Source organism: Roseivirga misakiensis (assembly GCF_001747105.1).
In the GTDB taxonomy this organism is placed as follows: domain Bacteria; phylum Bacteroidota; class Bacteroidia; order Cytophagales; family Cyclobacteriaceae; genus Roseivirga; species Roseivirga misakiensis.
Genome location: NZ_MDGQ01000005.1, coordinates 1,006,461 through 1,027,427 on the forward strand (window position 1 = coordinate 1,006,461; position 20,967 = coordinate 1,027,427).

Annotated in this window: 18 protein-coding genes; 4 read left to right on the forward strand and 14 right to left on the reverse strand. The window is 41.6% G+C overall.

Annotation, left to right across the window (positions count from 1 at the left end):
* Positions 1-124: 124 nt before the first annotated feature.
* From BFP71_RS12070 to BFP71_RS12105, 8 genes are all read right to left on the reverse strand, one after another.
* Positions 125-475, reverse strand: coding sequence for a hypothetical protein (locus BFP71_RS12070; RefSeq protein WP_069835717.1), 351 nt, complete (start codon positions 473-475; stop codon positions 125-127).
* A 13-nt stretch (positions 476-488) separates the two neighbouring features.
* Positions 489-680 carry a hypothetical protein gene (locus BFP71_RS12075; protein WP_069835718.1) on the reverse strand — a complete coding sequence of 64 codons (192 nt, stop codon included), beginning with the start codon at positions 678-680 and terminating at the stop codon, positions 489-491.
* A gap of 126 nt (positions 681-806) precedes the next feature.
* Positions 807-1,589 (reverse strand): DUF6090 family protein, encoded by a 783-nt coding sequence (locus tag BFP71_RS12080; protein WP_069835719.1) that lies wholly within the window; start codon positions 1,587-1,589, stop codon positions 807-809.
* A gap of 35 nt (positions 1,590-1,624) precedes the next feature.
* A complete protein-coding gene (locus BFP71_RS12085; RefSeq protein ID WP_069835720.1) occupies positions 1,625-2,314 on the reverse strand; it encodes a hypothetical protein in 690 nt (229 codons plus the stop codon).
* A gap of 2 nt (positions 2,315-2,316) precedes the next feature.
* Complete coding sequence (locus BFP71_RS12090; protein WP_069835721.1) at positions 2,317-4,608, reverse strand: hypothetical protein; 2,292 nt, start codon at positions 4,606-4,608, stop codon at positions 2,317-2,319.
* 100 nt (positions 4,609-4,708) lie between these two features.
* On the reverse strand, positions 4,709-5,005 hold the full coding sequence (locus BFP71_RS12095) for a hypothetical protein (RefSeq protein ID WP_069835722.1): 297 nt from the start codon (positions 5,003-5,005) through the stop codon (positions 4,709-4,711).
* A gap of 3 nt (positions 5,006-5,008) precedes the next feature.
* The gene (locus tag BFP71_RS12100) at positions 5,009-6,097 is read right to left on the reverse strand and encodes a serine hydrolase domain-containing protein (protein WP_176723360.1); all 1,089 of its coding nucleotides are present in this window, start codon (positions 6,095-6,097) and stop codon (positions 5,009-5,011) included.
* Positions 6,098-6,161: 64 nt separating this feature from the next.
* A complete protein-coding gene (locus BFP71_RS12105) occupies positions 6,162-9,470 on the reverse strand; it encodes an amidohydrolase family protein (protein ID WP_069835724.1) in 3,309 nt (1,102 codons plus the stop codon).
* Positions 9,471-9,818: 348 nt separating this feature from the next.
* On the opposite strand from BFP71_RS12105, the gene BFP71_RS12110 reads away from it, so the two are divergent.
* Complete coding sequence (locus tag BFP71_RS12110) at positions 9,819-11,264, forward strand: M48 family metalloprotease (protein ID WP_069835725.1); 1,446 nt, start codon at positions 9,819-9,821, stop codon at positions 11,262-11,264.
* 39 nt (positions 11,265-11,303) lie between these two features.
* Here the strand turns inward: BFP71_RS12110 and BFP71_RS12115 are convergent, their stop codons facing one another.
* The 3 genes from BFP71_RS12115 to rluF form a co-directional block, all read right to left on the reverse strand.
* Positions 11,304-12,557: a serine hydrolase domain-containing protein gene (locus tag BFP71_RS12115; RefSeq protein WP_069835726.1), complete on the reverse strand. Its 1,254-nt coding sequence runs from the start codon at positions 12,555-12,557 to the stop codon at positions 11,304-11,306.
* Positions 12,558-12,745: 188 nt separating this feature from the next.
* Entirely contained in the window at positions 12,746-13,186 is a 441-nt protein-coding gene (locus BFP71_RS12120) for a hypothetical protein (RefSeq protein WP_069835727.1), read from the reverse strand.
* Positions 13,187-13,284: 98 nt separating this feature from the next.
* Entirely contained in the window at positions 13,285-14,019 is a 735-nt protein-coding gene (gene rluF / locus BFP71_RS12125) for a 23S rRNA pseudouridine(2604) synthase RluF (protein ID WP_069835728.1), read from the reverse strand.
* Between the two features lie 115 nt (positions 14,020-14,134).
* On the opposite strand from rluF, the gene BFP71_RS12130 reads away from it, so the two are divergent.
* Positions 14,135-15,004, forward strand: a complete 870-nt coding sequence (locus BFP71_RS12130; RefSeq protein ID WP_069835729.1) for a bile acid:sodium symporter family protein — start codon at positions 14,135-14,137, stop codon at positions 15,002-15,004.
* Positions 15,005-15,037: 33 nt separating this feature from the next.
* Here BFP71_RS12130 and BFP71_RS12135 read toward each other — a convergent pair whose 3' ends face one another.
* From BFP71_RS12135 to BFP71_RS12145, 3 genes are read right to left on the reverse strand one after another with little or no spacing between them, the layout of a single operon-like run.
* On the reverse strand, positions 15,038-16,009 hold the full coding sequence (locus BFP71_RS12135; protein ID WP_069835730.1) for a peptidoglycan DD-metalloendopeptidase family protein: 972 nt from the start codon (positions 16,007-16,009) through the stop codon (positions 15,038-15,040).
* 23 nt (positions 16,010-16,032) lie between these two features.
* Positions 16,033-16,671 carry a hypothetical protein gene (locus tag BFP71_RS12140; protein ID WP_069835731.1) on the reverse strand — a complete coding sequence of 213 codons (639 nt, stop codon included), beginning with the start codon at positions 16,669-16,671 and terminating at the stop codon, positions 16,033-16,035.
* A gap of 2 nt (positions 16,672-16,673) precedes the next feature.
* Positions 16,674-17,168: an RNA polymerase sigma factor gene (locus BFP71_RS12145; RefSeq protein ID WP_245701843.1), complete on the reverse strand. Its 495-nt coding sequence runs from the start codon at positions 17,166-17,168 to the stop codon at positions 16,674-16,676.
* A 196-nt stretch (positions 17,169-17,364) separates the two neighbouring features.
* Here BFP71_RS12145 and BFP71_RS12150 point away from each other — a divergent pair, with 196 nt between their 5' ends.
* Both BFP71_RS12150 and BFP71_RS12155 read left to right on the forward strand, forming a co-directional pair.
* Positions 17,365-18,303 carry a carbon-nitrogen hydrolase family protein gene (locus BFP71_RS12150; protein ID WP_069835733.1) on the forward strand — a complete coding sequence of 313 codons (939 nt, stop codon included), beginning with the start codon at positions 17,365-17,367 and terminating at the stop codon, positions 18,301-18,303.
* Positions 18,304-18,363: 60 nt separating this feature from the next.
* Positions 18,364-20,916 (forward strand): M14 family metallopeptidase, encoded by a 2,553-nt coding sequence (locus tag BFP71_RS12155; protein ID WP_069835734.1) that lies wholly within the window; start codon positions 18,364-18,366, stop codon positions 20,914-20,916.
* Positions 20,917-20,967 lie beyond the last annotated feature (51 nt).

The following is a 20,967-nucleotide window of genomic DNA, read 5'->3' on the forward strand; positions in this document are numbered from 1 at the left end:
GCCATTTTTAGGTAGTACCTGAAAATCAGATGTTTATACAATAACTATAAGTGGTAAAGCGCTTCATTTTTCCAAAGTGAAACATAGTGGTGTTTCGTTGTGAAACAGGGAGAGCTTATTGGTGCTACTTTTTCGTTGGTTTGGGCGGGAGTGTTTTAGCGTAGGTATGCGACATTTCCATATACTTTTTAAGTAAGGGCTCATCGCCAAAAAGTTCTTGAGGCAAAGGGACATACTCTCTCATAACGGCGCCATAAGACTTAAGGTCGCCGACTTTATATTTTGCTCGGAAAGCGCTATAATCTTCCTTTCCAAGCCTAATACCTAGAACTCCCTCTTTGCCCATGTAGGTATACATATTTCCATTCATGGAAGTATACCACATGTTTTTTCCTTTCAATTCCATTTCTGGGACCAAAGAAACAGCGTATTGGAATTGCTTTAAGTTCTTTTCGGGTGGAGGAGTGGCAGCCATTTTAAATATGGCTTTATCCGGCTACGCCATCACCGTCGATATCCTTGCCCAGGTGTTCTTCTAATGCTTTTAAAGTCTTCACCAATAGGACTTGTGTATCTCTCAATTCGTTTTCTAGATAGGCTACACGATCTTCTAATGTGCTTGCTCTATCTCTTTGTTCTTCAATTTGACTTTGTTGTATCAGGTCCCAAAATAATCCCATGGTATTCTTTCTTTTAGTGGCGTTGAAACTAAGTTAATAAAGTTTCAATCCTTTTACCGTTTTCACGCAAGAGTTAAATGAATTGGTCGGCCGATCTGATGGCAGCGGCTGATGCCACTATACAGATCAAGAGGTTGAGGGATCGGTCGTGTTCAAATTGGGGTATTCATTGGCTATGGCACCAATTATTTTCTCAGCCTGGTTAATAAGCCCCTCAGTCTCTAGTTTGCCGCTGATATACAACAGTTCTAGTAATGAAATAATGTTTTCAAATTGATCATCCTCAAAGAGCCCTTTATAGTTCTTTTTTACGGATGTCTTTCTTTTTCTAAATGGTAGAACGTTAGAGAATTCTCCATTGACAAACCAGTCATTAGTAGACGTGTAGGATGAAATTAATGGTACCCAAGTGTTGTAAGTTAACTTTTTAGCGTCTAGTTCTCCCTCAGTCATGTCTTCTACTTGTTGAGGCCATTTAAGTAGCATTGACTTCAGTGATTCGTTTTTCAATAGGTTGATTTTGCCTGAGTTAATAATGATCGATAAGGAGCTATTCTTACCATTATAAGTCGGCGTAAATATCGATTTGCCTAGGAGGCTATCAAGGTGTTTAGTATCTGAGGTGTTTCCCATGGATAATGCTTCTATTAGCATTTGGAAGTTTAGGATTGATTCATCTCTTCTTTTATTCAATGATCCTAATGTTCTAACAGCTTCTTTAAAATCGACGCTTATATTTTCGAGTAGCTTTTTTTCTTCGATTCGGCTTAGCCTTCTTTGATTCCAATTATTGATGGCTAATGCAATTAAAATTCCCGTAACTACTAAAAAGATCTCTCCAATAGCATATTTCACATACTTTGAATTTCTCATGTCTTTTCGTCTTAGTTTACGGAGGAAGTAGAGCATTGATTTTGGTTAAAGTCTAAGACTACGTTTTCCTATCAGTTTAGTCTAACACTGATCAATGAATCTATTTGGTTCACTTCCAAAAGTGTATTCTTGTAGCTACTCAAATTACCGCTAGACATATCGCCTAAGATTACCATTCTATTCATAAATACTGGATCTCTCAATACGTTATAGTCCATTATTTCACCATTAACCATATCAAATGCTCTTTCAATAAATGGCCATGTTTTCTCTAATTGGTAGTTATAAGTGAATTCTGATGCTTTCTGCAATGAGTTTAGGTTATCCTTTAGGCTCACCATTCGCGCAGTAAGTTCACTTAAGTCATCTTCTGAGTTATTGATGTATCTGTTGAGGTACTCAGTTGAAAAAGTGTAAATGCCCATTTGAAGGACGTCAAAGAAGTATTCCTCTGTTTTTTCGTCAATCTCAGTGCTTCTTGGTTGGTTGAGTACGTTTAAAAGCTTCCTTATGCTCAATGGCTTGTCACTAAACAGCCCTTCATCTTCTTCAAGAAAGGATTTATTATAGCTATTTTCCTCTTGCACCATTTTCAACAGTGCTTTTTCTTTAATGACTGCTTTTCGCTGGTCATTCCAGTTATTCAGACTTAAGGCGATTAGAATTCCGAAAACAACTAGAACGATTTCACCAATAGCGTATTTAAGGTATTTTGTTCCTTTCATTTCTTGACGTCTAAGTTTTCTAAGGATATTTAGCATGACTAATCAAGTTGGGCAGTCCAAGCATTGTCCCACTCACCTTGTTCCTTCAAGTAGGCGATCACAACAGCTCGTTTTGAATTAACATCTTCTTTAATTCGGGTTAGAATGGCCTGGAACTCCTTGCTTTCATAAATCGGATCAAACATAGCATCAGTAGTCAACTCCACTAGTGCGCTCGAAAAGGCACGTCTCTGGAAATAGATTTCATCAATCAAAGACACTGCTTTATTGACTTCGCCTCTCATAGAAGCAACATGAAGTTGACTATAAAGCCTACCGACACTTACTTCCTCATTCTCGATCATAAACTCTGAGAATTTAGCTGATTTCTGTATTCGGCGAGTCTCTGTTAATGAATCGTGATAAGACATATGACTTTCTATTTTTCCGATATAGTCTCCTGTTCTATTATCGTTTTGTTTGATTAGGATATAAGTGTAGAACTCAAGAATCGATGATAAATCATTGTGAAATTGTGCTTCTAAGACTTCGTCTAGTTTAAAATCCACGTTATATACTTCTGGAAAGAATTCATCAATTATTTCAAGTGCCTCTTTGTACTCCTCTTTTTGATAGTGGGCCGATATTCTTAAAACTGCCAATGATCTTGCCGCTGGCTCACCAAATCGCTGAAGGATTGATTCAGCGAAACCTAGAATCTCATCGTATTCTTTGCGATAAAATCGAGTGTTGATCATTTCTGTCATGGCAGTGAAGTTCTCAGGATAAAGTGCCAAAAACTGACCTTGGTATTTATCAGTAAGGGGAGGTAGATTTAGTGATTTAGATAGTTCAACAAGTCTTTCATATAGGCCAACATCCTGCGGAAACCTTTTATTAGCCTCATGTGCCAACATAAACGCTTTCTCTGTTTTACCGTAAGGCGCATTTCGCATAAACCCAATCATCTGCGTATAAAGCGGAGCAAAGTTCGGGTGTTCAACCAACGCCTCTTCTAATATTTCTATGGCTTTTTCGAGTTCACCTCGATTGGCATACAGTCCGGTAACATTATGTGTTATGGCCTTATTTAAGGGGTCGAGCTTCCAAGCAATTAAGAGGGTTGAATCAGCCTTTGAGATTCTATTTTGTTCTCTATAGACAATTTGAAGGTCGTTGTAAGCCAATGCGTGATTCGGAACCAATTCTACAACTTTCTCCAAATCTTTGATAGCTTCCACAAACCGCTCTGGACCACCTGTAAAGTTTTTGCGCTTCAACCAAGCTCTAGCTCTATAGGCTTCAGGTGAATTGCTGTCATATTTAAACGCCTCACTCACATGAAACTCCATTTTTTCAAGTGTTTGATCAAAAGGGTAATTGCCATATTCGTGGAGTAGGTCATAGGATATAGCTAAAGAGGCATGTGCTTTTGCAAATTCAGGGTCAAGTGCGATCGCCTGATTCAAAAGCTCTATTTCCAAGCGAAGAGTATCTGGTGCGTTGGAACGAATTTGCCTGGTGCGGAGAAATAATTCATATGCCGCTGCGCTTTTTGTAGGAATGTTGTCAAGAGCTTTAATCTCTTCCGGAAGAAGTTGTACTCTTAACTCTTTTATGGCCGATTTGGCTATTTCTGATTGAATGTCAAAAATATCGTTTGACTCTCTATCATAAGCCTGCGACCAAATACTACTTTCATCTTCAATCTTGACCAATTCTGTGCTGATTCTCAGTTGATTGCCACTTTTTCGTACAGATCCTGTGAGAATGTGGTCGACGTTTAGCTTTTCGGCAATTTCTTTAAGGCTAAGACTTTTACCTTTAAAACTGAAGGATGATGTTCGAGCGATTACCCGCAACCCTTCCACATGTGCGAGCTCGTTGAGTAATTCTTCCGCCAAACCATCTGCAAAGAATGCGTTTTCAGGGTCGGTGCTTTGGTTTACAAAAGGTAGCACCGCCACCGACGGTTTATCTTCTACAAATAGGTTTCCAACAAAGAATATTCTTTCAACTAATAGAAAAACGATCAGCACCGATAGGGAAAAAATAATGACCCTATTCAGTTTTTTGCTGGTGGTAGAAGTAATTGAGATCTCAGAATCGACGGTTTCGGTTTTTTGTAGGCCTTTATTGGTCCATTCATAAACCCAAGCAATGATTAGTGCGACAGGGAAACCTATCAATACAGTAAGAATGATAACCGTATCGAGCCAATCGGGTAGGGATAGCGGTTTTTCTATGGAAACGGCGATTTGAATTAACAACCAGCCAGTCACCGCATAAGCTGTGGCTACTTTAAAAACATTACGTCTTTTAAGTTCTGATGTGAGCTTAGATAGGTTCACGCGTTCGTCTTGGTAGGGTAAGGTTAATTAGCGTATAATTAACTACATATTGCTTGTAAAACAAAGTTTTACAGGTCCCCTTATCATCTTCACGCTTTGGTCATATGATATCATAGTGGATGACAACTTTATCAAAAGAAACCATCATTTTCTGGGCTTCTTCTGGAACCATGGCTTGGCTGATGTTTTTACCAGCAAAGGCTTCGATTACCTTGTAGTTCTGCCATACAGTTATCACCTGGCATTCTATTCCTTGACTGGTGTGTCGTTTTTGTATTTCGGACCTTACAAAACCCGGTAATTTGGCCGCCTTGTTGAGCACTTTGTTTTGTAGAAAGTTGATATAGTTATCGTACTCACCTTCTTTCAAAATACATTTCCATTGCCGCGAAATCATATGTTAGTTATCCTTAATAGATGGAAGAATGATTCTATTAACTACGGTAAAAGGTAATTTATCTTTCGGAGAATTGTAAGCCCCTCCAGTAAATATAGCGACCAGGTCGAGTTCAGGAAAAGTAAGAATATACTGTCCACCATTACCAGTAGCGCAAATCGACGGTTCTAAAACGCCATTTTTCGTAAATGGAAGTTGCCACCAAAGGTAACTATAGTTTAATCCTGTGATTTTTGTTTTTGGTGTAGCCAATTCCTCAATCCAGTAAGCAGGGATCAATTCCTTACCCATCCATGTTCCCTTATTAAGGATCAGTTGCCCCAGTTTTGCCATGTCACGTGAGGTCATATTTAATCTTTGGCCGGATGAGATTACCGTTTTCTTATTGGTGTGTCCCCAGCTTAAATTCTCGATACCCATCGGTTCAAAAAGGTGTTTCTGAGCAAAATCGGGCAGGCTCAAACCAGATGTCCGTTCGATAATCTCGGCAATTAAGATGGTGCCCCCAGTACAATAGGTAGATATTTCTCCTGGGTCATGTAGCATAGGCAAATTTGCCATAAACTGGATCCAATCTTTCTTTTTATACATCTTATCCTCTTGTCCTTTCGATTTTGGGTCCCAATCGTTGCATTCCAAACCAGAGCTCATGGTGAGAAAATCGCGAATTGTGATTTGATTCTTTCTCGGGTCAGGGTTTTTGGGGTTATCAAATTCTCCCAAATACCTAGAAATTGGGTCATCAAGACTTTGGACATACTCTTTTTCTATGGCTATACCCAATATGAGAGATGTAATGCTTTTAGTCACCGATCTTAGGTCGTGCTGTTTGTCTACACTATGCTCGCCAAAGTATTTTTCAAAGATCAGTTCGTTATTTTTAATCAGAAGCATACTATGCAACTCATGATCTTCTTTATTCATTGCGTTTATAAATTGCTCATATAGGGAAGCGTTAATGTTTTGTGATTGGAGCGAGTTTACTTTCCAATCATCGTTGAGAAATTCAGGTACATCGTATTGATAATCTGCTTGCCCAAGGGCCAGGGAAGTATAAAAACTGAATACTAGGAAAAGAGCGATCTGTCTCATATTCAAAAAAAGCATCATCGACATGAATTAGTCAATGATGCTTTCACAATAAGTGTTAACGACACTATTTTTTTATGCCTGGTACACCTTTAGGCGCATAGTCTTGCCACCAAAGCTTAGGCATTTTCTTTTGTTTCGGATGTTTTTCGTCTAGCGTATTTCCTTCATAAAGCCTTCCATTGAACATAACATGGCTAATATCCTTCGAGTTTTTAATGTTATCGAGTGGATTACTATTCAAAATCACTAAATCGCCTAATTTGCCAACTTCAATAGAACCAAGGTCATTTTCTAAACCGATCGCTTCGGCACCAATGATAGTCGCAACTCTAAGCGCATCATATTCATCCATGCCGCCAGACTGCACTGCCCAAAGTTCCCAATGATAGCCTAGTCCCTGTAATTGGCCATGACTTCCTACGCCAGCTCTACCGCCTGCTTCAACTAGGTCTTTGGCAAAGGTAGATTGCTCTACATGTACGTACTCGTCTTCCATAAACCAACCAGCATTTCTTCGTCGCGTTCTAGAATCGAGATTCCAGTGCGGCATAAAGTGCGTCAGTTTAGGATCTGCATGAGGATTTTCAGTGGCATAGAAATAGTTTTCAGTCCAAGGTCCGCCATAGGCAACCAAAAGGGTTGGTGTATAGACTGTTCTAGAAAAAGCCACCATATCGATGACATCTTTATACAAAGGGAAAATAGGGAAGGAGTGCTCGTGCCCCGGATAGCCATCGATAACTTGTGTTAAGTTATTCTTGAAATCCAAACCTCCCTCAGTCGTCGGCATGATGTTTTGTTCAAAGGCGGCTTGAATAATCCATTGCCTTTGTTGGCGATTTCCAGCCCCATACATTTTCACAGTCTTGGTGTTATAATAAGCGCTGTAGCGTTTCATCACCTTTCGGGCATGATCTAAACTGCTAATATTTTCTCCACGGAAAATACCTGGCCCAGTAGAGTATATTCTCGGGCCGATTAACTTCCCTGCATCTACTAAATCACCATAAGTCAGAACGTCTGTGGTCGCCGTTTGAGGGTCCCTGGTAGTGGTAACACCAAAAGCCAGATTCGTTAAGTAAGACCAGAATTGGCCTCGATGTAAGTTTACCGGGTGGCGGAAGTGAGAATGAATATCCACATAACCTGGAACAATGGTTTTTCCAGTGGCATCGATCACTTTTACCCTTCTACCAACGGAAATATTCTTACCGATCTCTTTGATTCGATTATTCTCTATTAAGATGTCTGTGCCTTCAAGAACTTCATTGTTCTTCATGGTTAAAACACGAGCATTCTTCAGTAGAATCGATCCTTTTGGGATGTCTCGGTCTGCTTTAATTTCAATTCGTCTTTCCGCAGGAGTATAGTTCTTAGGCTCATCTTTTTTGTCCTCGTCTGCCTTTTCTTCCTGTTTAACGTCTTCCTTAGCAGCCTCTTTCTTGGCTTTAGCCGCAGCTGCTTTTTCTTCATCAAACGCCTTTGCCCCAGCTAAGTCGTACATCACATGCGCATTGCCAATACCCCAATGTACCATATTACTGTCCCAACCCCAAGCAGGGAATTGCCCTCCGACTTCATCAGTCAATTGTCTGGAAGGAAATGCTGCATTTTTTGAATTAGCTACTGAAATTGTTGGTGCTGTATTACTGATTTGCGGTACCGTTACCACATAAATATTAGTGCCAATGGCCGCTAAAGCTTGATCGCCTTCTCTCGCCATTTCAATCCATGAAGCTCGTGGTGCATTTGTAGAACCGGGAGTAGCCTTGCCTCTGATTTGAACATGTTCTTTTTCATCAGTTCCATCCCAACGGATGGATAGTAACCCTCTGAAACTGGATAAGTAGATTCTATCAGAGTTCTTTACAAAGTGCGGATTGGATCGCCCATTGGTATAACTGATAAAGTTATTGCCTGATCCATCTGCTGAAATCCAGACTAAGTCACTCGTGCCTCTAAAAGCTGTTCTTTGTAAGGCATTTCTAAAGTCTTCGGATTGTCCTTTGATCAAGACTATCCTGGAACCATCGTTATTCCAAACAGGACTTTGGAAGACACCGTCCTCTTTATTCAGTTGGGTTAAATTATTGCCGTTAGGTCTAACCTTGTAAACTTTTCCACCTGCCGATTGCCAAGTCACAAAGGCGATCCATTCGCCATCAGGTGACCAAACAGGCTCAGCTTGCGTTTCCTTTAAATCGACTAACTTTTGAGGGGTGCCATTGGGTAAATCAACGATGTAAACTTCGTTTAAGGCAGTAAATGCCATTTTTTTACCATCTGGTGAAGGTGCTAAATCACGTATTTGGGTAATCGTAAATTGAGCATCGTCAGAAATTGGGTAATCGAAATCTAATTCTGGGCCAAGTTCAATACTGTTTTTTACTCGAAACGGAATTTCAGTGGCCTTTTTCGAGGCAACATTGATCTTATGTATTTTCCCTCCATAAGAAATCACAATGTGTTTGTCGTCTGGTGTCCAAGAAAACCCAGGAAGTACATCGCGTGAGGCTCTTGATTCCTGATCGTCGTGCTGAATTGGGTAGGCGAGCCAACTTTCATCGCCTGTAGTTAAATCTCTAAGAATGAGTCCTGTATGGGTATCGTGCCTAGTCGCGTAAACGAGCCATTTGCCATCAGCGCTCGGTGTAGGGCGAAACGCCGATCCATATCTGGACGTTTGCGTGATCATTTCTCCCGTAACCCGATCATATTTGCCAATTTGGTACTGCGGCATTGGTGCATTGTAAGTAGAAGAACCGGTTCTTCTTGAAAACCATACATAACGATCATCATTACTAAAGGCTCCCTCTAACATTCTTAGTGATCGCGGTTCGCGAACCATGGCCGTACCAGATCCGCCATCTACATGGTATAACCAGATTTTGTGAGATCCGCCACCACCTTGTTTAGAGGCGATCATATATTTTCCATCCGGTGTCCATTCTGGTCCTTGATAGCGGTTATTATTTCCTTTTGTGATTTGCTTCTTCTCTTTAGATGCTAGGTCTAAGGTCCAAACGTTCTCCCCGCCAGACTCATCTGAAATGAAAATTACTTTGATGCCATCGGGACTGAAGCGCGGTTGAGCATCGAACTGCATGCCTGATGTGATCTGTGTGGCCTCGCCACCTTTCATTGGAATGGTGTAGAGGTCGCCTAAAAAGTCAAAGACAATGGTTTTGCCATCGGGACTTACATCCAGTGCTATCCAAGAACCTTCATTGAGGTCGAAATCGAATGTTCTTCCGGGTTCTAAGGGTAGGTTTTTGTTCTTCTTTTTATCTGTATCTTTTTTGCTGTTTGTGTCTTGGGCAATTGCAGATGTCGATAGTAGGACTATCAGACAGCCCAATAAAAAATTTCTCATATGCTTTGGTTAGTTATATGGCTAGTTAATGTAGTTGTATATCATCGGCCAGCAAACCACTTTGGGATAAAAGGTTATGTTTTATAGCATACTGAATGTTTATGGGGACAAATTTCACCAGAAATTAGGAGTTGATGGGGACAAAATTCATCAGTAGTTGTAAGGAATAGGAATGACTTTTTCTATCTCCAGATTATCCCAATATTGGATTTTTAGTCCCAGTTATATGTTTTAATTACTTCCTCTTGCCACAAGATTCTGTAGTTTTGTAGGACTGAGGGCATCCTGAACTAGAACCACCGTTTGGTACGTAATTGGTATGCTGTTCTCTATAAAACATCATCTATTATGTCAAGAAAGATCACACCGTTAATCCTTTTCGCTTTTGTGCTATTATTCAGCTATAGCTGCGCAACAAATCCAGTCACAGGAAAGAAAGAATTCATGCTATTGTCTGAAGAAAAAGAGATAGCCATGGGCAAGGAGTCTGATCCTGGTATTGTATCATTTTTTGGTCTTTATGAAGACGAAAAATTACAGCAATTCATTGAGGAAAAAGGCAAAGAAATGGCCGCCATATCGCATCGACCGAACTTACCTTATGAATTTAAAATAGTTGATTCTCCAGTGTTAAATGCATTTGCAGTCCCTGGAGGTTTTGTCTATTTCACTCGTGGAATTATGGCTCATTTTAACAATGAAGCTGAATTTGCTGGTGTTTTAGGGCACGAGATTGGTCATGTAACTGCGAGACATTCTGCCCAGCAGTATAGTAATCAGCAATTGGCAGGTGTAGGGCTTATGGCTGGAACCTTGGTGTCTGAGACTTTTGCGCAGTATGCTTCCACAGCACAGCAAGGAGTAGGTTTATTGTTTCTGAAATTTGGTCGTGACGATGAACGCCAATCAGACCAGTTAGGTGCGGAATATTCCTCAAGAATTGGATATGATGCTCAAGAAATGGCTGGCTTTTTTGAAACGCTGAAAAGGCAACGAGATTTAAGCGGTGGAGAGCAAATCCCAACATTTATGTCTTCGCACCCCGATCCCGCAGAGCGTAATGAGTCTGTCAAAAAGTACGCTGATGAATGGCAAACCAAATTGAACTTAACCGACCCGAAGGTCAATCGAAATGAGTATCTAAGACTTATTGATGGACTCGTTTTTGGAGAAGACCCAAGACAGGGATTTGTAGAGAATAGTAACTTTTATCACCCCACACTCAAGTTTACTTTTTCAATTCCGAATGGATGGGGTTCGCAAAATTCTCCACAACAATTTCAGATGGCTGAACCGAACGGAAAGGCCAATATGGCTTTGACTTTGGCAGAAGGAACTAGTGCCGCAGCCGCAGCCACTAAATTCGTGGAGCAGTACAAGTTGGAGCTAATTGAGTCAAAGAATCTAAAAGTAAATGGCTTAAATGCTGTGGCGATCGTTGCCGATCAATCAGATGAAGCTGGAAATAAGGCTATCCGCGCTACTACCTATTTCATCGAGTATAATAGCAATGTGTATAGCCTAATGGGGATCTCTTCTTTTGCAGATCACGGTCTTTACGCTGGTAACTTCATGCAGACCATGGAAAGCTTCAAAGTTTTGACAGATACAGACAAGTTAAACCGTCAGCCACAGCGTGTAAAAATAGTGGAGGTACAAGCTAATGCTTCTCTGCAAAGTGCACTCAGTGGCTTTGGCGCTTCTGCCGATCAGATGGCTGAGCTATCACTATTAAACGGCATGCAGCTGACCGATCAAGTGTCAAAAGGGATGTTAATTAAGGTTTTAAGATAGAAAAGTTACCCCTTTTCTAAAAAGCCAAACTAACCTATACTAGGTCAGTTTGGCTTTTTTTGTGCGTTTACTTCTCCATAAGAAGTAAGTTGAAACGAGTATTAAATATCCCACAAATAAAAGCGTCATAAGGAAGGGCTTATTTCTTTGAATGACAACGTAGTCGGCTATGCCACCCTCTAGAAATATCCATTCATCGGCTATTCGAGAGGCTAAATTGGGGCTGCCCATTTCTAAAACGATAATCCCATTTCCTGTCGTCATATTAATTCGGGCAGCAGTATTTATAGTGGGTTGACCACTGCTGCCATCGTGCCCAATGATTTGAGAGGATTCGTCCCCTTGGCTATAAAGGTGAGGACCTAGCGCATATACAGGGGTATTGTTAATATAGGTTTGAGGCTGGATCATTTGCTGAATCGTACTTGCCGAAAGTACAGGATTAGGAGAGACATGAGCCGCCATGAATTTTGCTAAATCCGATGTATTGGTAAACAATGAAGCCGCCGCCAAAGCTGTAAATCTATTCGCAGGAGCAACGCTACCATCGCGATTATACCGTGTGGCGAGATTCAGCTCAGGTTTTGTACCCAAATCGAAGGTTGAGCTGACCATGCCTAATGGCTCAAAAACTGTCTCCGTCATGTATGCTTGAAAGGATTTTCCAGAAACTTCCTCTATCAATAGTTGAATGATGGTATAGGCAGCACCAGAGTACATGTACTGTGAACCTGGTTCATAACCTACAATCGCTTTTCCAGCCGCATACTCGGCATCGGCAGCCTGAGTTAAAGACTCCTCTATGGTCTGGACAGGCTGATCTGGCCCGAATCCATCGTACCCTAAATCATCGATCAGACCTGAGCTATGAGAAAGTAGTAGCCTCAGAGTAACCTTTCTGTTATCGAAATCGCTCGGCGGTAGGTGCCAGCGTGTCAAATAGTTATCAATAGGGGTGTCTAGATCGACTTTGCCGTCTTCAACTAGTTTGAATAAACCGAAGGCTGTCACCCATTTACTCACCGAAGCGACTTGATAAACGGTATTGCGATCGATGTCGGTTTTGATGTCATAATAATACTCATCGGCTACTTGGCCGTTCTCTAAAACGACTAGGCCCAGGTTTCCGACAAATTCGTCGTTGATCAATTGACTAGTCTCTTCAATAAACGCTTGTGGTGAATCACCAGATATTGGTCTGAGGAGTTGACCGCTACTAAAGCCAAAGATGAGTAGGGCTACCCAGACGATCAGGATAAGAAAGCATTGAGAGATTAGTTTTAGTGTTTTCATATGTTAGTTGTTTTAGTCTCTCGCTAACATATGACTAATTATTTAGTTAATAAACTAATATTTTAATTATTGAATATAGGATCCGATGAAGATGATTGAATTCTGGGTCAGAAGGGTAGTGGATAAAGTTGACTATAGCATTGGAAACGAGCTAGTTAAAACAAGTGACGAATGAAAAAGTTAATACTTTAACCTTCGTATAAGTCTAATTTCCAACTTTGGTTTGTGCGTAGCGCTCGCCAGTCCCAATAAGTATCTAAGAAATTATCGTGGTGCATTTCATCATTTTCCTCGATATCATCTGTTTTGTCTACGAGTGATACACCAGTCCATTCTCCGAGTGCCTCGTCAGGATCAGTAGTACCATCGATATGGTTGAATAAGTCGAAAACTACCTGCGCAGCATTATCGGCTAATACCTTTCTTAAGGCAGATTTTAAGTGAGGGATTTTCGAAAGCTGTTTCAATGAATGACGCTCCTCATTCGTCAATCCCCCGTTTGGCGGGTAAATTATTGAATCTTCAATGTTGCCTTTGCTCAATAAGTTTGCGGAATAATCGGCGTAGTTTTCAATACTCTGATGAAGTGCAAGTTTGAGTGTCTTGTTGTTGTGGTCTGATAGTTTCATTTTAATTGGGATTGATCATAAACTTCAGGCCTGCTCAATTTAGAGATTTTCAAGCGGGGAGACTATTTCATAAATAGGTTTATGGCATGCAGAAAACCCTAATCGTGGGTTTTAGAAGAGTCAGAAACGAGCCGGTTAATTTCTTTTAGCTCCTTATCGGTCAGATCACGCCATTTACCGACAGGCATATCCAAGCCGACATTCATAATCCGAGTCCGCTTTAGTTTTGTTACCCGATATCCAAGGTATTCACACATCCTTCGAATTTGGCGGTTTAGGCCTTGCGTTAGGACAATTCTGAATCGGAATTTGCTCAAAACTTCCACTTCACACTTTCGGGTTACTGTACCGAGAATTGGGATGCCGTTACTCATTTTTGTGGCAAAATCGGCACGCAAAGGTTTATTCACTGTCACCATATATTCCTTTTCATGGTGATTTCTGGCGCGCAGGATCTTATTAACTATGTCGCCGTCGTCTGTTAAGAAGATTAACCCTTCGCTGGGTTTATCAAGCCGCCCGATGGGGAAAATACGACTCGGATAATTGATATAATCGATGATGTTGTCTTTTTCAACCCCCGTATCCGTAGTGCAAACAATGCCGACTGGTTTATTAAATGCGATGTATACATTCTTTTTGGCTTTTGGCTCGGAAACCAACTGACCATTTACCCGAACTTCATCTCCCTCAGAAATTTTAGTGCCCATTTCAGGGACTTTACCGTTTATGGTCACTTTACCTTGCTCTATAAGTTTATCTGCTGCTCTTCTAGAGCAATAGCCAACTTCGCTGAGGTACTTATTAATTCTGGTGGATTTGGGTGCTGACATACCGATTTGAAAATCAAAAATAAGGGAATAATGCCAAATCTTTCAGTGCATCCTAGAATCTGACTAAACGTGAATCGTTTAAATTTTCTTAGATTCGATATTCAACAGGATAGGTATGGATCAACTCGCAACAATTGTTTTAGGCGCTTCGCTTTTTATCATTATGCTCGGTATGGGATTGTCTCTTGTGACCGATGATTTCAAAAGGGTGCTGGTATACCCAAAAGCCGTTATCGTCGGACTGGTGAGCCAAATGATTCTGCTCCCTTTGATCGGTTTTGCAATCGCTTCATTTTTCGATCTTCGACCAGAGATCGCTGTCGGTATTATGATTCTAGCGGCTTGTCCGGGTGGTGCCACTTCTAATTTGATTGCCCATATGTCCAAGGCCAATACGGCCTTATCTGTCACTTTAACGGCATTTAGTAGCTTTATTACCATCCTGACCATACCATTTATTGTCAATTTTGCTTTGGGCGAGTTTATGGATCGAAATGAAGTGATTCGTCTAAATGTGGTCGAGACGATCGTTCAAGTGATGGTCATTACCATTATACCAGTCATTATTGGTATGACGATCAGGAAGTATAAAACGGCATTTGCCCTAAAAATGGAAAAGCCGGTACGAACAGCATCTGGTGTGGTGATTTTATTAGTGATTGTTGGGCTTTGCGTTAAAGAGCGAGAGAACATTATCCCTTATATCCAAGAAGCAGGTTTAGCCTCGCTCGTTTTGAATATTGGGTCCATGTTGGTTGGTTTCTATTTGGCTAAAATGTTTAAGCTCAATGAAAAATCTGCTTTATCTATTGCCATAGAGTCAGGAATTCAAAACGGTACTTTGGGCGTTTCTGTCGCGGTGGTTTTGTTGAATAATACAGAGTTTGCCATTGCCCCAGCGGTTTACGGCTTGCTCATGTTTTTTACGGGTGGATTCGTGATTTATTGGGCCAATAAGCGCTTTGCCAAGTATGTGGAAAGGTAAACTCCTGACCAAAGAAGCTTACCTTTCAAAATCTTATTTATTCCTGATTTTCTCTCCGCGAACAGGGGAGTAGTCTTTTTTCAATTCTCCATTAACCAATATTTCGGCAAAAAAAGCTCTAGCGCCGATCGCTTTACTCATTTCTTCTTCGTTTTGGATGTGAAAGTGGAGGTGAGGCTCAGAAGAATTGCCTGAGTTTCCAGTAAGCCCTAATACCTCACCTTGTGCTACTTTTTGCCCCTGATTTACCACAATGGAGTGTTGCTTAAAATGCGCGAAGAAAAGGTATTCATTGTTGGCAGTTTTAATAATTACGGTGTTTCCAGGTACGTATATTGGGTTCATATCACCCGGCTTGTTGTCTTTTATGCCATCTACCACCAGCACCACTTCACCTGCGGCAGGTGCGATAATCTCTTTGCCAAAAACATAGAAATCTTCATTAGTCTGCCCATTTGTTTGATAGGATTTTCCCTGATCATCTGTGATTAGTAAATCAAAGGCGCCTTGTTGTGAAGGTGTCGTCACATGATAGTTCTGCTCCGTGGTGGTGCCTCCCCAGAAAACGGTCCATTCCTCTTTAAAAGGAAGAATCATGGATGTTGTATTTCGTTCAATGACGGGAGTTGTGTTTTCTTCGAATGGAATTACGCGTAAACCAATGATTTTCTGTGCGGCATCTACGGCCAAGTTAAAACCTCGGATACCCTTGGCAAAGGTCATTTTATAGAGCGCCACGCCTCCATTTTCATACTTCACAAATTCATTTTTCTGAATAGGGCCTAGCTCAGATTTTAAACTGGCTAAAAATGGATTCAATGTCTTTTCAGGGGCCGCCTTTTTCATTACATCCGAAAACATATTGAAAATAACCTCGGGTTTATCGGCATTAAATGCTTCGACAAACTTTTTGGCCGCTGCTTTTAGATTATCAGATTCCTTTTGGGCAGAAACGGTCGAAATGGCCGAAAATAAAAGTAAAAGGGTGATGATGAAGTTCTTCATATGCTTGTTGTTTTTTGAGTTGATTACAAGTTGTTTTCCAGTTGAGATTCAATCCGATCTATTTCCTTAATGATAGGGGTTAAAGTCTTTTTGACAGCCCTTTTGTTTAGCCAAACTACAAAGGCGCTGAATAAGATAATGCCGATAGACATAGTAATCTTGGAATTCATGGTGAAAGGGATAAAGTCTAAAAACCCAGGTTCCCAATTATAAGCCGATGGATCACCCACACCAAAAATAAAGACCAAATTGGCAATCAACGGTGGCAGTACATACCAGTAGAGCACACTATTGAGAAATGCAGCCTCTTGTTCTATATTCTTTCTTTGTCGGTGGAGCTGTTCTTTATAGGGCAGGGTAAGGTCCACGGGCGCTTTTGTTTTTCTGTTGTTTCTGAATTTAAAAATGATGTAAATGAACCAGAGAACTGAAAGTAAGGCACCAATTTTTGTGATCCAAAAAGGGATAGCAATGGCAAAATAACCAAACATAATCACCCCAAAAACCGACGCTGCAATTTCTCTACGATCACGGTTTTTAATCACCTGATCTAGCTTTTTCGCTCGCTTATCCAAATCGCGCAAAAGCCGAGAAATATCGAATTTGATCTGCTCTATTTGAGACGAATTCCTCCAGATTTCTTTTAATTCCTGTTCTACCATCTTTAGTTAAGTTTAGGGGCTATACAATCAAAAAGTAACTTCCTAATGCGTTTCATTTTTACCGCAATATGATTTTCGGTCAGACCAGTCACAGCGGCCATTGCCTTGTACGGCAAGTCTTCCAGATACAAAACCAGTAGAGATTGGTCAGTTTCTTTCAGCAGTTTTATACAAGTTCTTAGCGCCTGATACCGAAGTTCCTGTGCCTCGTTTTCATGGTTATCAGCGGGAAGAAAAAGGATAGAATCGAGTCTTACCTTTTTACTTTGGTCGCGTGCCACTTCTAATCGAGATCGCTGCCCTACATTTAAGGCGATCCGATAAACCCAAGTGTCAACAGACGCTTCACCTTTAAAACTTGGCAGTGATTTCCATATCTGAAAAACCACTTCCTGAAATAGGTCCTGTGGCTCTATTGGGTCTACCGCATAAATTCTACAGATTCTGTAAATCTTTTCCTTGTTGACCTCTAATATGTCTTCGAATTTTTGCGTCAATTCTTTTGCCTTTTCAATTCTGCTTTGCTTTCTACTCTCTTTAGTGACACGCGTGTCTGAAATATGACAAGAAATATTGTATTTTTTTAAAATAGATTTTCAACCAATTGATAGTGAGCTATTTGTGGTAAGATAGTGAAGGCGCTTCTCGTGTAATTATTAAGCTTTTCGTGCCGAAATATCCCTAAATTCACGCATGTCTTCAAAGTATACAGCAGCCGTAGTGCAGGCCGCGCCCGTTTTATTTGATTTAGCCGCCACTCTTGATAAAACGGCCGACTTAGTGAACCAAGCGCAGGCCAAAGGGGCAAAATTGATCTTGTTTCCAGAAGCCTTTATTTCTGCCTACCCTAGAGGCTTAAGCTTCGGTACGGTGGTGGGCAGTCGCCATCCCGAAGGGCGGTTGTTGTGGCAGCGGTATTGGGAATCTTCCATTGCCGAAGGCGATGCTTCCTGTTTAAGGTTAGGCCAAATGGCGAAGGATGCCAATGCCTTTTTAGTGATCGGGGTCAATGAAAAAGACACAGTTTCCGGGACGCTTTATTGTAGTATGTTCTATTTTGGGCCAAATGGCGACTTTTTAGGCAAGCATCGGAAAATAAAACCAACGGCGCAGGAAAGGGTGATTTGGGGCGAAGACGATGGTTCCACTTTATCGAGTTTTGATACCGCGATCGGTAAGTTAGGGGGACTAATCTGTTGGGAGAACTATATGCCGATGGCACGTATGGCCATGTACCAGCGAGGTGTTCAGGTGTATTTAGCCCCAACTGCCGATAACCGAGCGGGTTGGCAACAAACCATGCAACATATTGCGCTAGAAGGCCGATGCTTTGTTTTAGGCTGTAATCAGTACGTCACTAAAGCTATGTATCCTGCAGATTTGCCCGGAATCCAAGATTTAGAAAATCAGCCAGCCATCATGGCTAGTGGCGGGTCCATTATTGTTGATCCATTGGGTAACGTTTTGGCCGAACCACTGTGGGGAGAAGAAGGAATATTGACCGCTGAAATAGACCTAGATCAGGTCATACAAAGTAAGCTTGATTTTGATCCTATTGGTCATTACAATCGTTCTGATATCTTTGATTTTAAAGTAAATCGTCAACCACCGATTAAGGTAGTTGATCAGTAAGCGGAAACTGTGATCAGTAGCCCTGATTCCTATTTTCTGATTAACCGATAATTCATCACCATGAAACAAAAAAGCCTCTTCACCGCACTATGTCTATTGCTTACCATCAGTACGGTCTTCGCCCAAAGTGATTACTTTTTTCCGGCCAATGCGCGTTTTGATCCGAAAATTCCAACGCCAGAGCAGTTTCTGGGCTACCCGATCGGTACGCTACACACGCGACACGATGCAATTGTAGGTTATATGCGAGAATTGGCCAGGGTATCGGACAGGGCCAAGTTAGACACGATCGGCGAGACGTATGAGCATAGACAATTAGTTGTGCTAACGGTTACTTCTCCCGAAAATCTAGCCAATCTAGACGAAATTCAGGCGGCACATGTAAGGGCCATTACCCCACCAATTCAAGAGGAAGATTTAAGCGACCAAAAATCAATTGTGCTTTTGGGCTACAATGTTCATGGAAATGAGCCTTCGAGTAGTGAGGCGGCTTTATTAACGGCTTATTACTATGTGGCGGGACGACATGCGGAAGTAACCAATGGGCTAAAAGATGCGGTTTTATTGATCGATCCAGCATTTAATCCTGACGGAAGGGATAGACACAGTACTTGGGCGAACAGCTTTAAGGGTGACCCGATGGTTTCTGACCCAATAGATGCAGAACACAACGAAATGTGGCCTCGTGGTAGAACGAATCACTATTGGTATGATTTGAACAGAGATTGGTTGCCATTGGCTCATGTAGAGTCGCAGGCGAGAATAGATTTTTACCACCAGTGGTATCCGCATATCGTGACGGATTTTCATGAAATGGGTACTAATTCCACTTACTTTTTTGAACCGACGAAACCATTTGGTTCTGAAAACCCTGTAGTACCACGCGATAATTATGACGGATTGAACAACCTTTTTGCGGGTTATTTTCATGAGTCTTTGGACGAGATCGGTTCGCTTTATTTTACCAAAGAACAGTATGATAACAGTTATCCAGGCTATGGCTCTACTTATCCTGATATTCATGGGGCGCTGGGTCTTGTCTTTGAACAGGCGAGTTCTCGCGGTCATTTGCAAGATTCTAGAATGGCAAAAGTCGCTTTTGCCTTTACCATCAAAAATCATTTAACCACCAGTTTAGCGACCGTCCGTGGCGCGGTGGGTGAACGAGAAACCTTGGTAAACCACCAACGAAAGTTCTTTAGAACGGCGGTAGAAGAAGGGAAGAAAGCCAGTGGCGGCTGGGTGTTTGGCGATCAGACCGACGAAGGTAGAAATGGTGAGTTTGTAGACTTATTGACCAGGCACAGAATCAAAACCATTAAACTCAACGAAGACATTACCCTGAAAGGGAAAACTTTTAAGGCAGGCAATGCTTTTTATGTCCCTAACGAACAAAGCCAATACCGCATGGTGAGAACTATGTTTGAAAAGGTGACGAATTTTTATGATAGCATTTTTTATGACGCTTCGTCTTGGACCACGGCTTTGACCTACAATATGCCGCATGAAAGATATACTGGCAAAGCGGTGCTGAATGGCGAAACTGTGGATAGGAGTTATGATGGGGGCACCTACGCCAGCGTGGAGAAAACGGATTATGCTTACCTGATAGAATGGGATGAGTACTATGCGCCTAAAGCGCTGAACTACTTGTTGAATAAGGGGCTTTACGTGAATACCGCCTTTAAAAAGTTTGGTTTAAAGACCAATGACGGCGATAAGGATTTTGGCTACGGTACTTTGATGATTCCGGTGGCCAGACAGGAGGTAAATGCCGATTTGGTGCATGCCTATATAGAGGAAGCCACGGAACTGGCTGGAATTAGGGCTTATAGCGCGAAATCTGGGTATAGTTCTTCTGGGATTGACTTGGGTAGTGGTAGTTTTAGAACGATTAGACAACCGAAAGCCTTGATGCTGATCGGTGGCAATGTCAGTAGCTATGAGGCTGGTGAAATTTGGCATTTGCTAGATGATAAAGTGGGTATGCCGATCACTAAAGTAATGACGAGCAGCGTCGGCAGAATTGACTGGAGTAAGTATAACACGCTGATTCTGCCATCGGGCAACTACAGTTCTTTGGGTAAGAATACCCTCGATAGAATTAAGCAGTGGGTGCGAGAAGGAGGGACCGTGATTACCCTAAGAAGCGCGACTAGTTGGGCGGTGAATGCTAAGTTTGTGAACGAGAAGTTTGCCGAGCGTCCGAAACGAGATGTGCCTGCGCGTATGGACTATGTCACTTCACGAGAATTTAACGGCTCTAATGCCATTGGTGGCTCTATGTATATGACGGATGTTGATATTACGCATCCGCTTGGTTTTGGCTATACGCAACGCGATTTGCCAGTGTATAGAAACCACTCCATCTTTTTAGCACCGACTAGCAATCCTTTTGGCACCGTAGTCCAGTACAAGGAGAATCCATTATTGGGTGGTTATGTAAACAAAACCAACCTTGAAAAAATAGGAGGGACGGCTTCGCTGATTGTATCCGGTATTGGCCGTGGCAGTGTGATTATGTTTGCCGATAACCCTAATTTTAGAGGCATGTGGTATGGTACCAATAAGCTTTTCTTTAATGCGCTGTTTTTAGGGAATATGGCGAGGTAACGGTTTTACTATAGGCTCTGCAGGATTGAAAGCGATAGTTCTCAATTGAGC

Coding starts and splice junctions, on each gene's coding strand:
- BFP71_RS12130 (WP_069835729.1), top strand. CDS start 14,135: ATGGATCAACTCGCAACAATTGTTTTAGGCGCTTCGCTTTTTATCATT.
- BFP71_RS12120 (WP_069835727.1), bottom strand. CDS start 13,186: ATGAAACTATCAGACCACAACAACAAGACACTCAAACTTGCACTTCAT.
- BFP71_RS12070 (WP_069835717.1), bottom strand. CDS start 475: ATGGCTGCCACTCCTCCACCCGAAAAGAACTTAAAGCAATTCCAATAC.
- BFP71_RS12155 (WP_069835734.1), top strand. CDS start 18,364: ATGAAACAAAAAAGCCTCTTCACCGCACTATGTCTATTGCTTACCATC.
- BFP71_RS12100 (WP_176723360.1), bottom strand. CDS start 6,097: ATGAGACAGATCGCTCTTTTCCTAGTATTCAGTTTTTATACTTCCCTG.
- BFP71_RS12135 (WP_069835730.1), bottom strand. CDS start 16,009: ATGAAGAACTTCATCATCACCCTTTTACTTTTATTTTCGGCCATTTCG.
- BFP71_RS12110 (WP_069835725.1), top strand. CDS start 9,819: ATGTCAAGAAAGATCACACCGTTAATCCTTTTCGCTTTTGTGCTATTA.
- BFP71_RS12085 (WP_069835720.1), bottom strand. CDS start 2,314: ATGCTAAATATCCTTAGAAAACTTAGACGTCAAGAAATGAAAGGAACA.
- rluF (WP_069835728.1), bottom strand. CDS start 14,019: ATGTCAGCACCCAAATCCACCAGAATTAATAAGTACCTCAGCGAAGTT.
- BFP71_RS12105 (WP_069835724.1), bottom strand. CDS start 9,470: ATGAGAAATTTTTTATTGGGCTGTCTGATAGTCCTACTATCGACATCT.
- BFP71_RS12080 (WP_069835719.1), bottom strand. CDS start 1,589: ATGCTCTACTTCCTCCGTAAACTAAGACGAAAAGACATGAGAAATTCA.
- BFP71_RS12095 (WP_069835722.1), bottom strand. CDS start 5,005: ATGATTTCGCGGCAATGGAAATGTATTTTGAAAGAAGGTGAGTACGAT.
- BFP71_RS12150 (WP_069835733.1), top strand. CDS start 17,365: ATGTCTTCAAAGTATACAGCAGCCGTAGTGCAGGCCGCGCCCGTTTTA.
- BFP71_RS12140 (WP_069835731.1), bottom strand. CDS start 16,671: ATGGTAGAACAGGAATTAAAAGAAATCTGGAGGAATTCGTCTCAAATA.
- BFP71_RS12115 (WP_069835726.1), bottom strand. CDS start 12,557: ATGAAAACACTAAAACTAATCTCTCAATGCTTTCTTATCCTGATCGTC.
- BFP71_RS12075 (WP_069835718.1), bottom strand. CDS start 680: ATGGGATTATTTTGGGACCTGATACAACAAAGTCAAATTGAAGAACAA.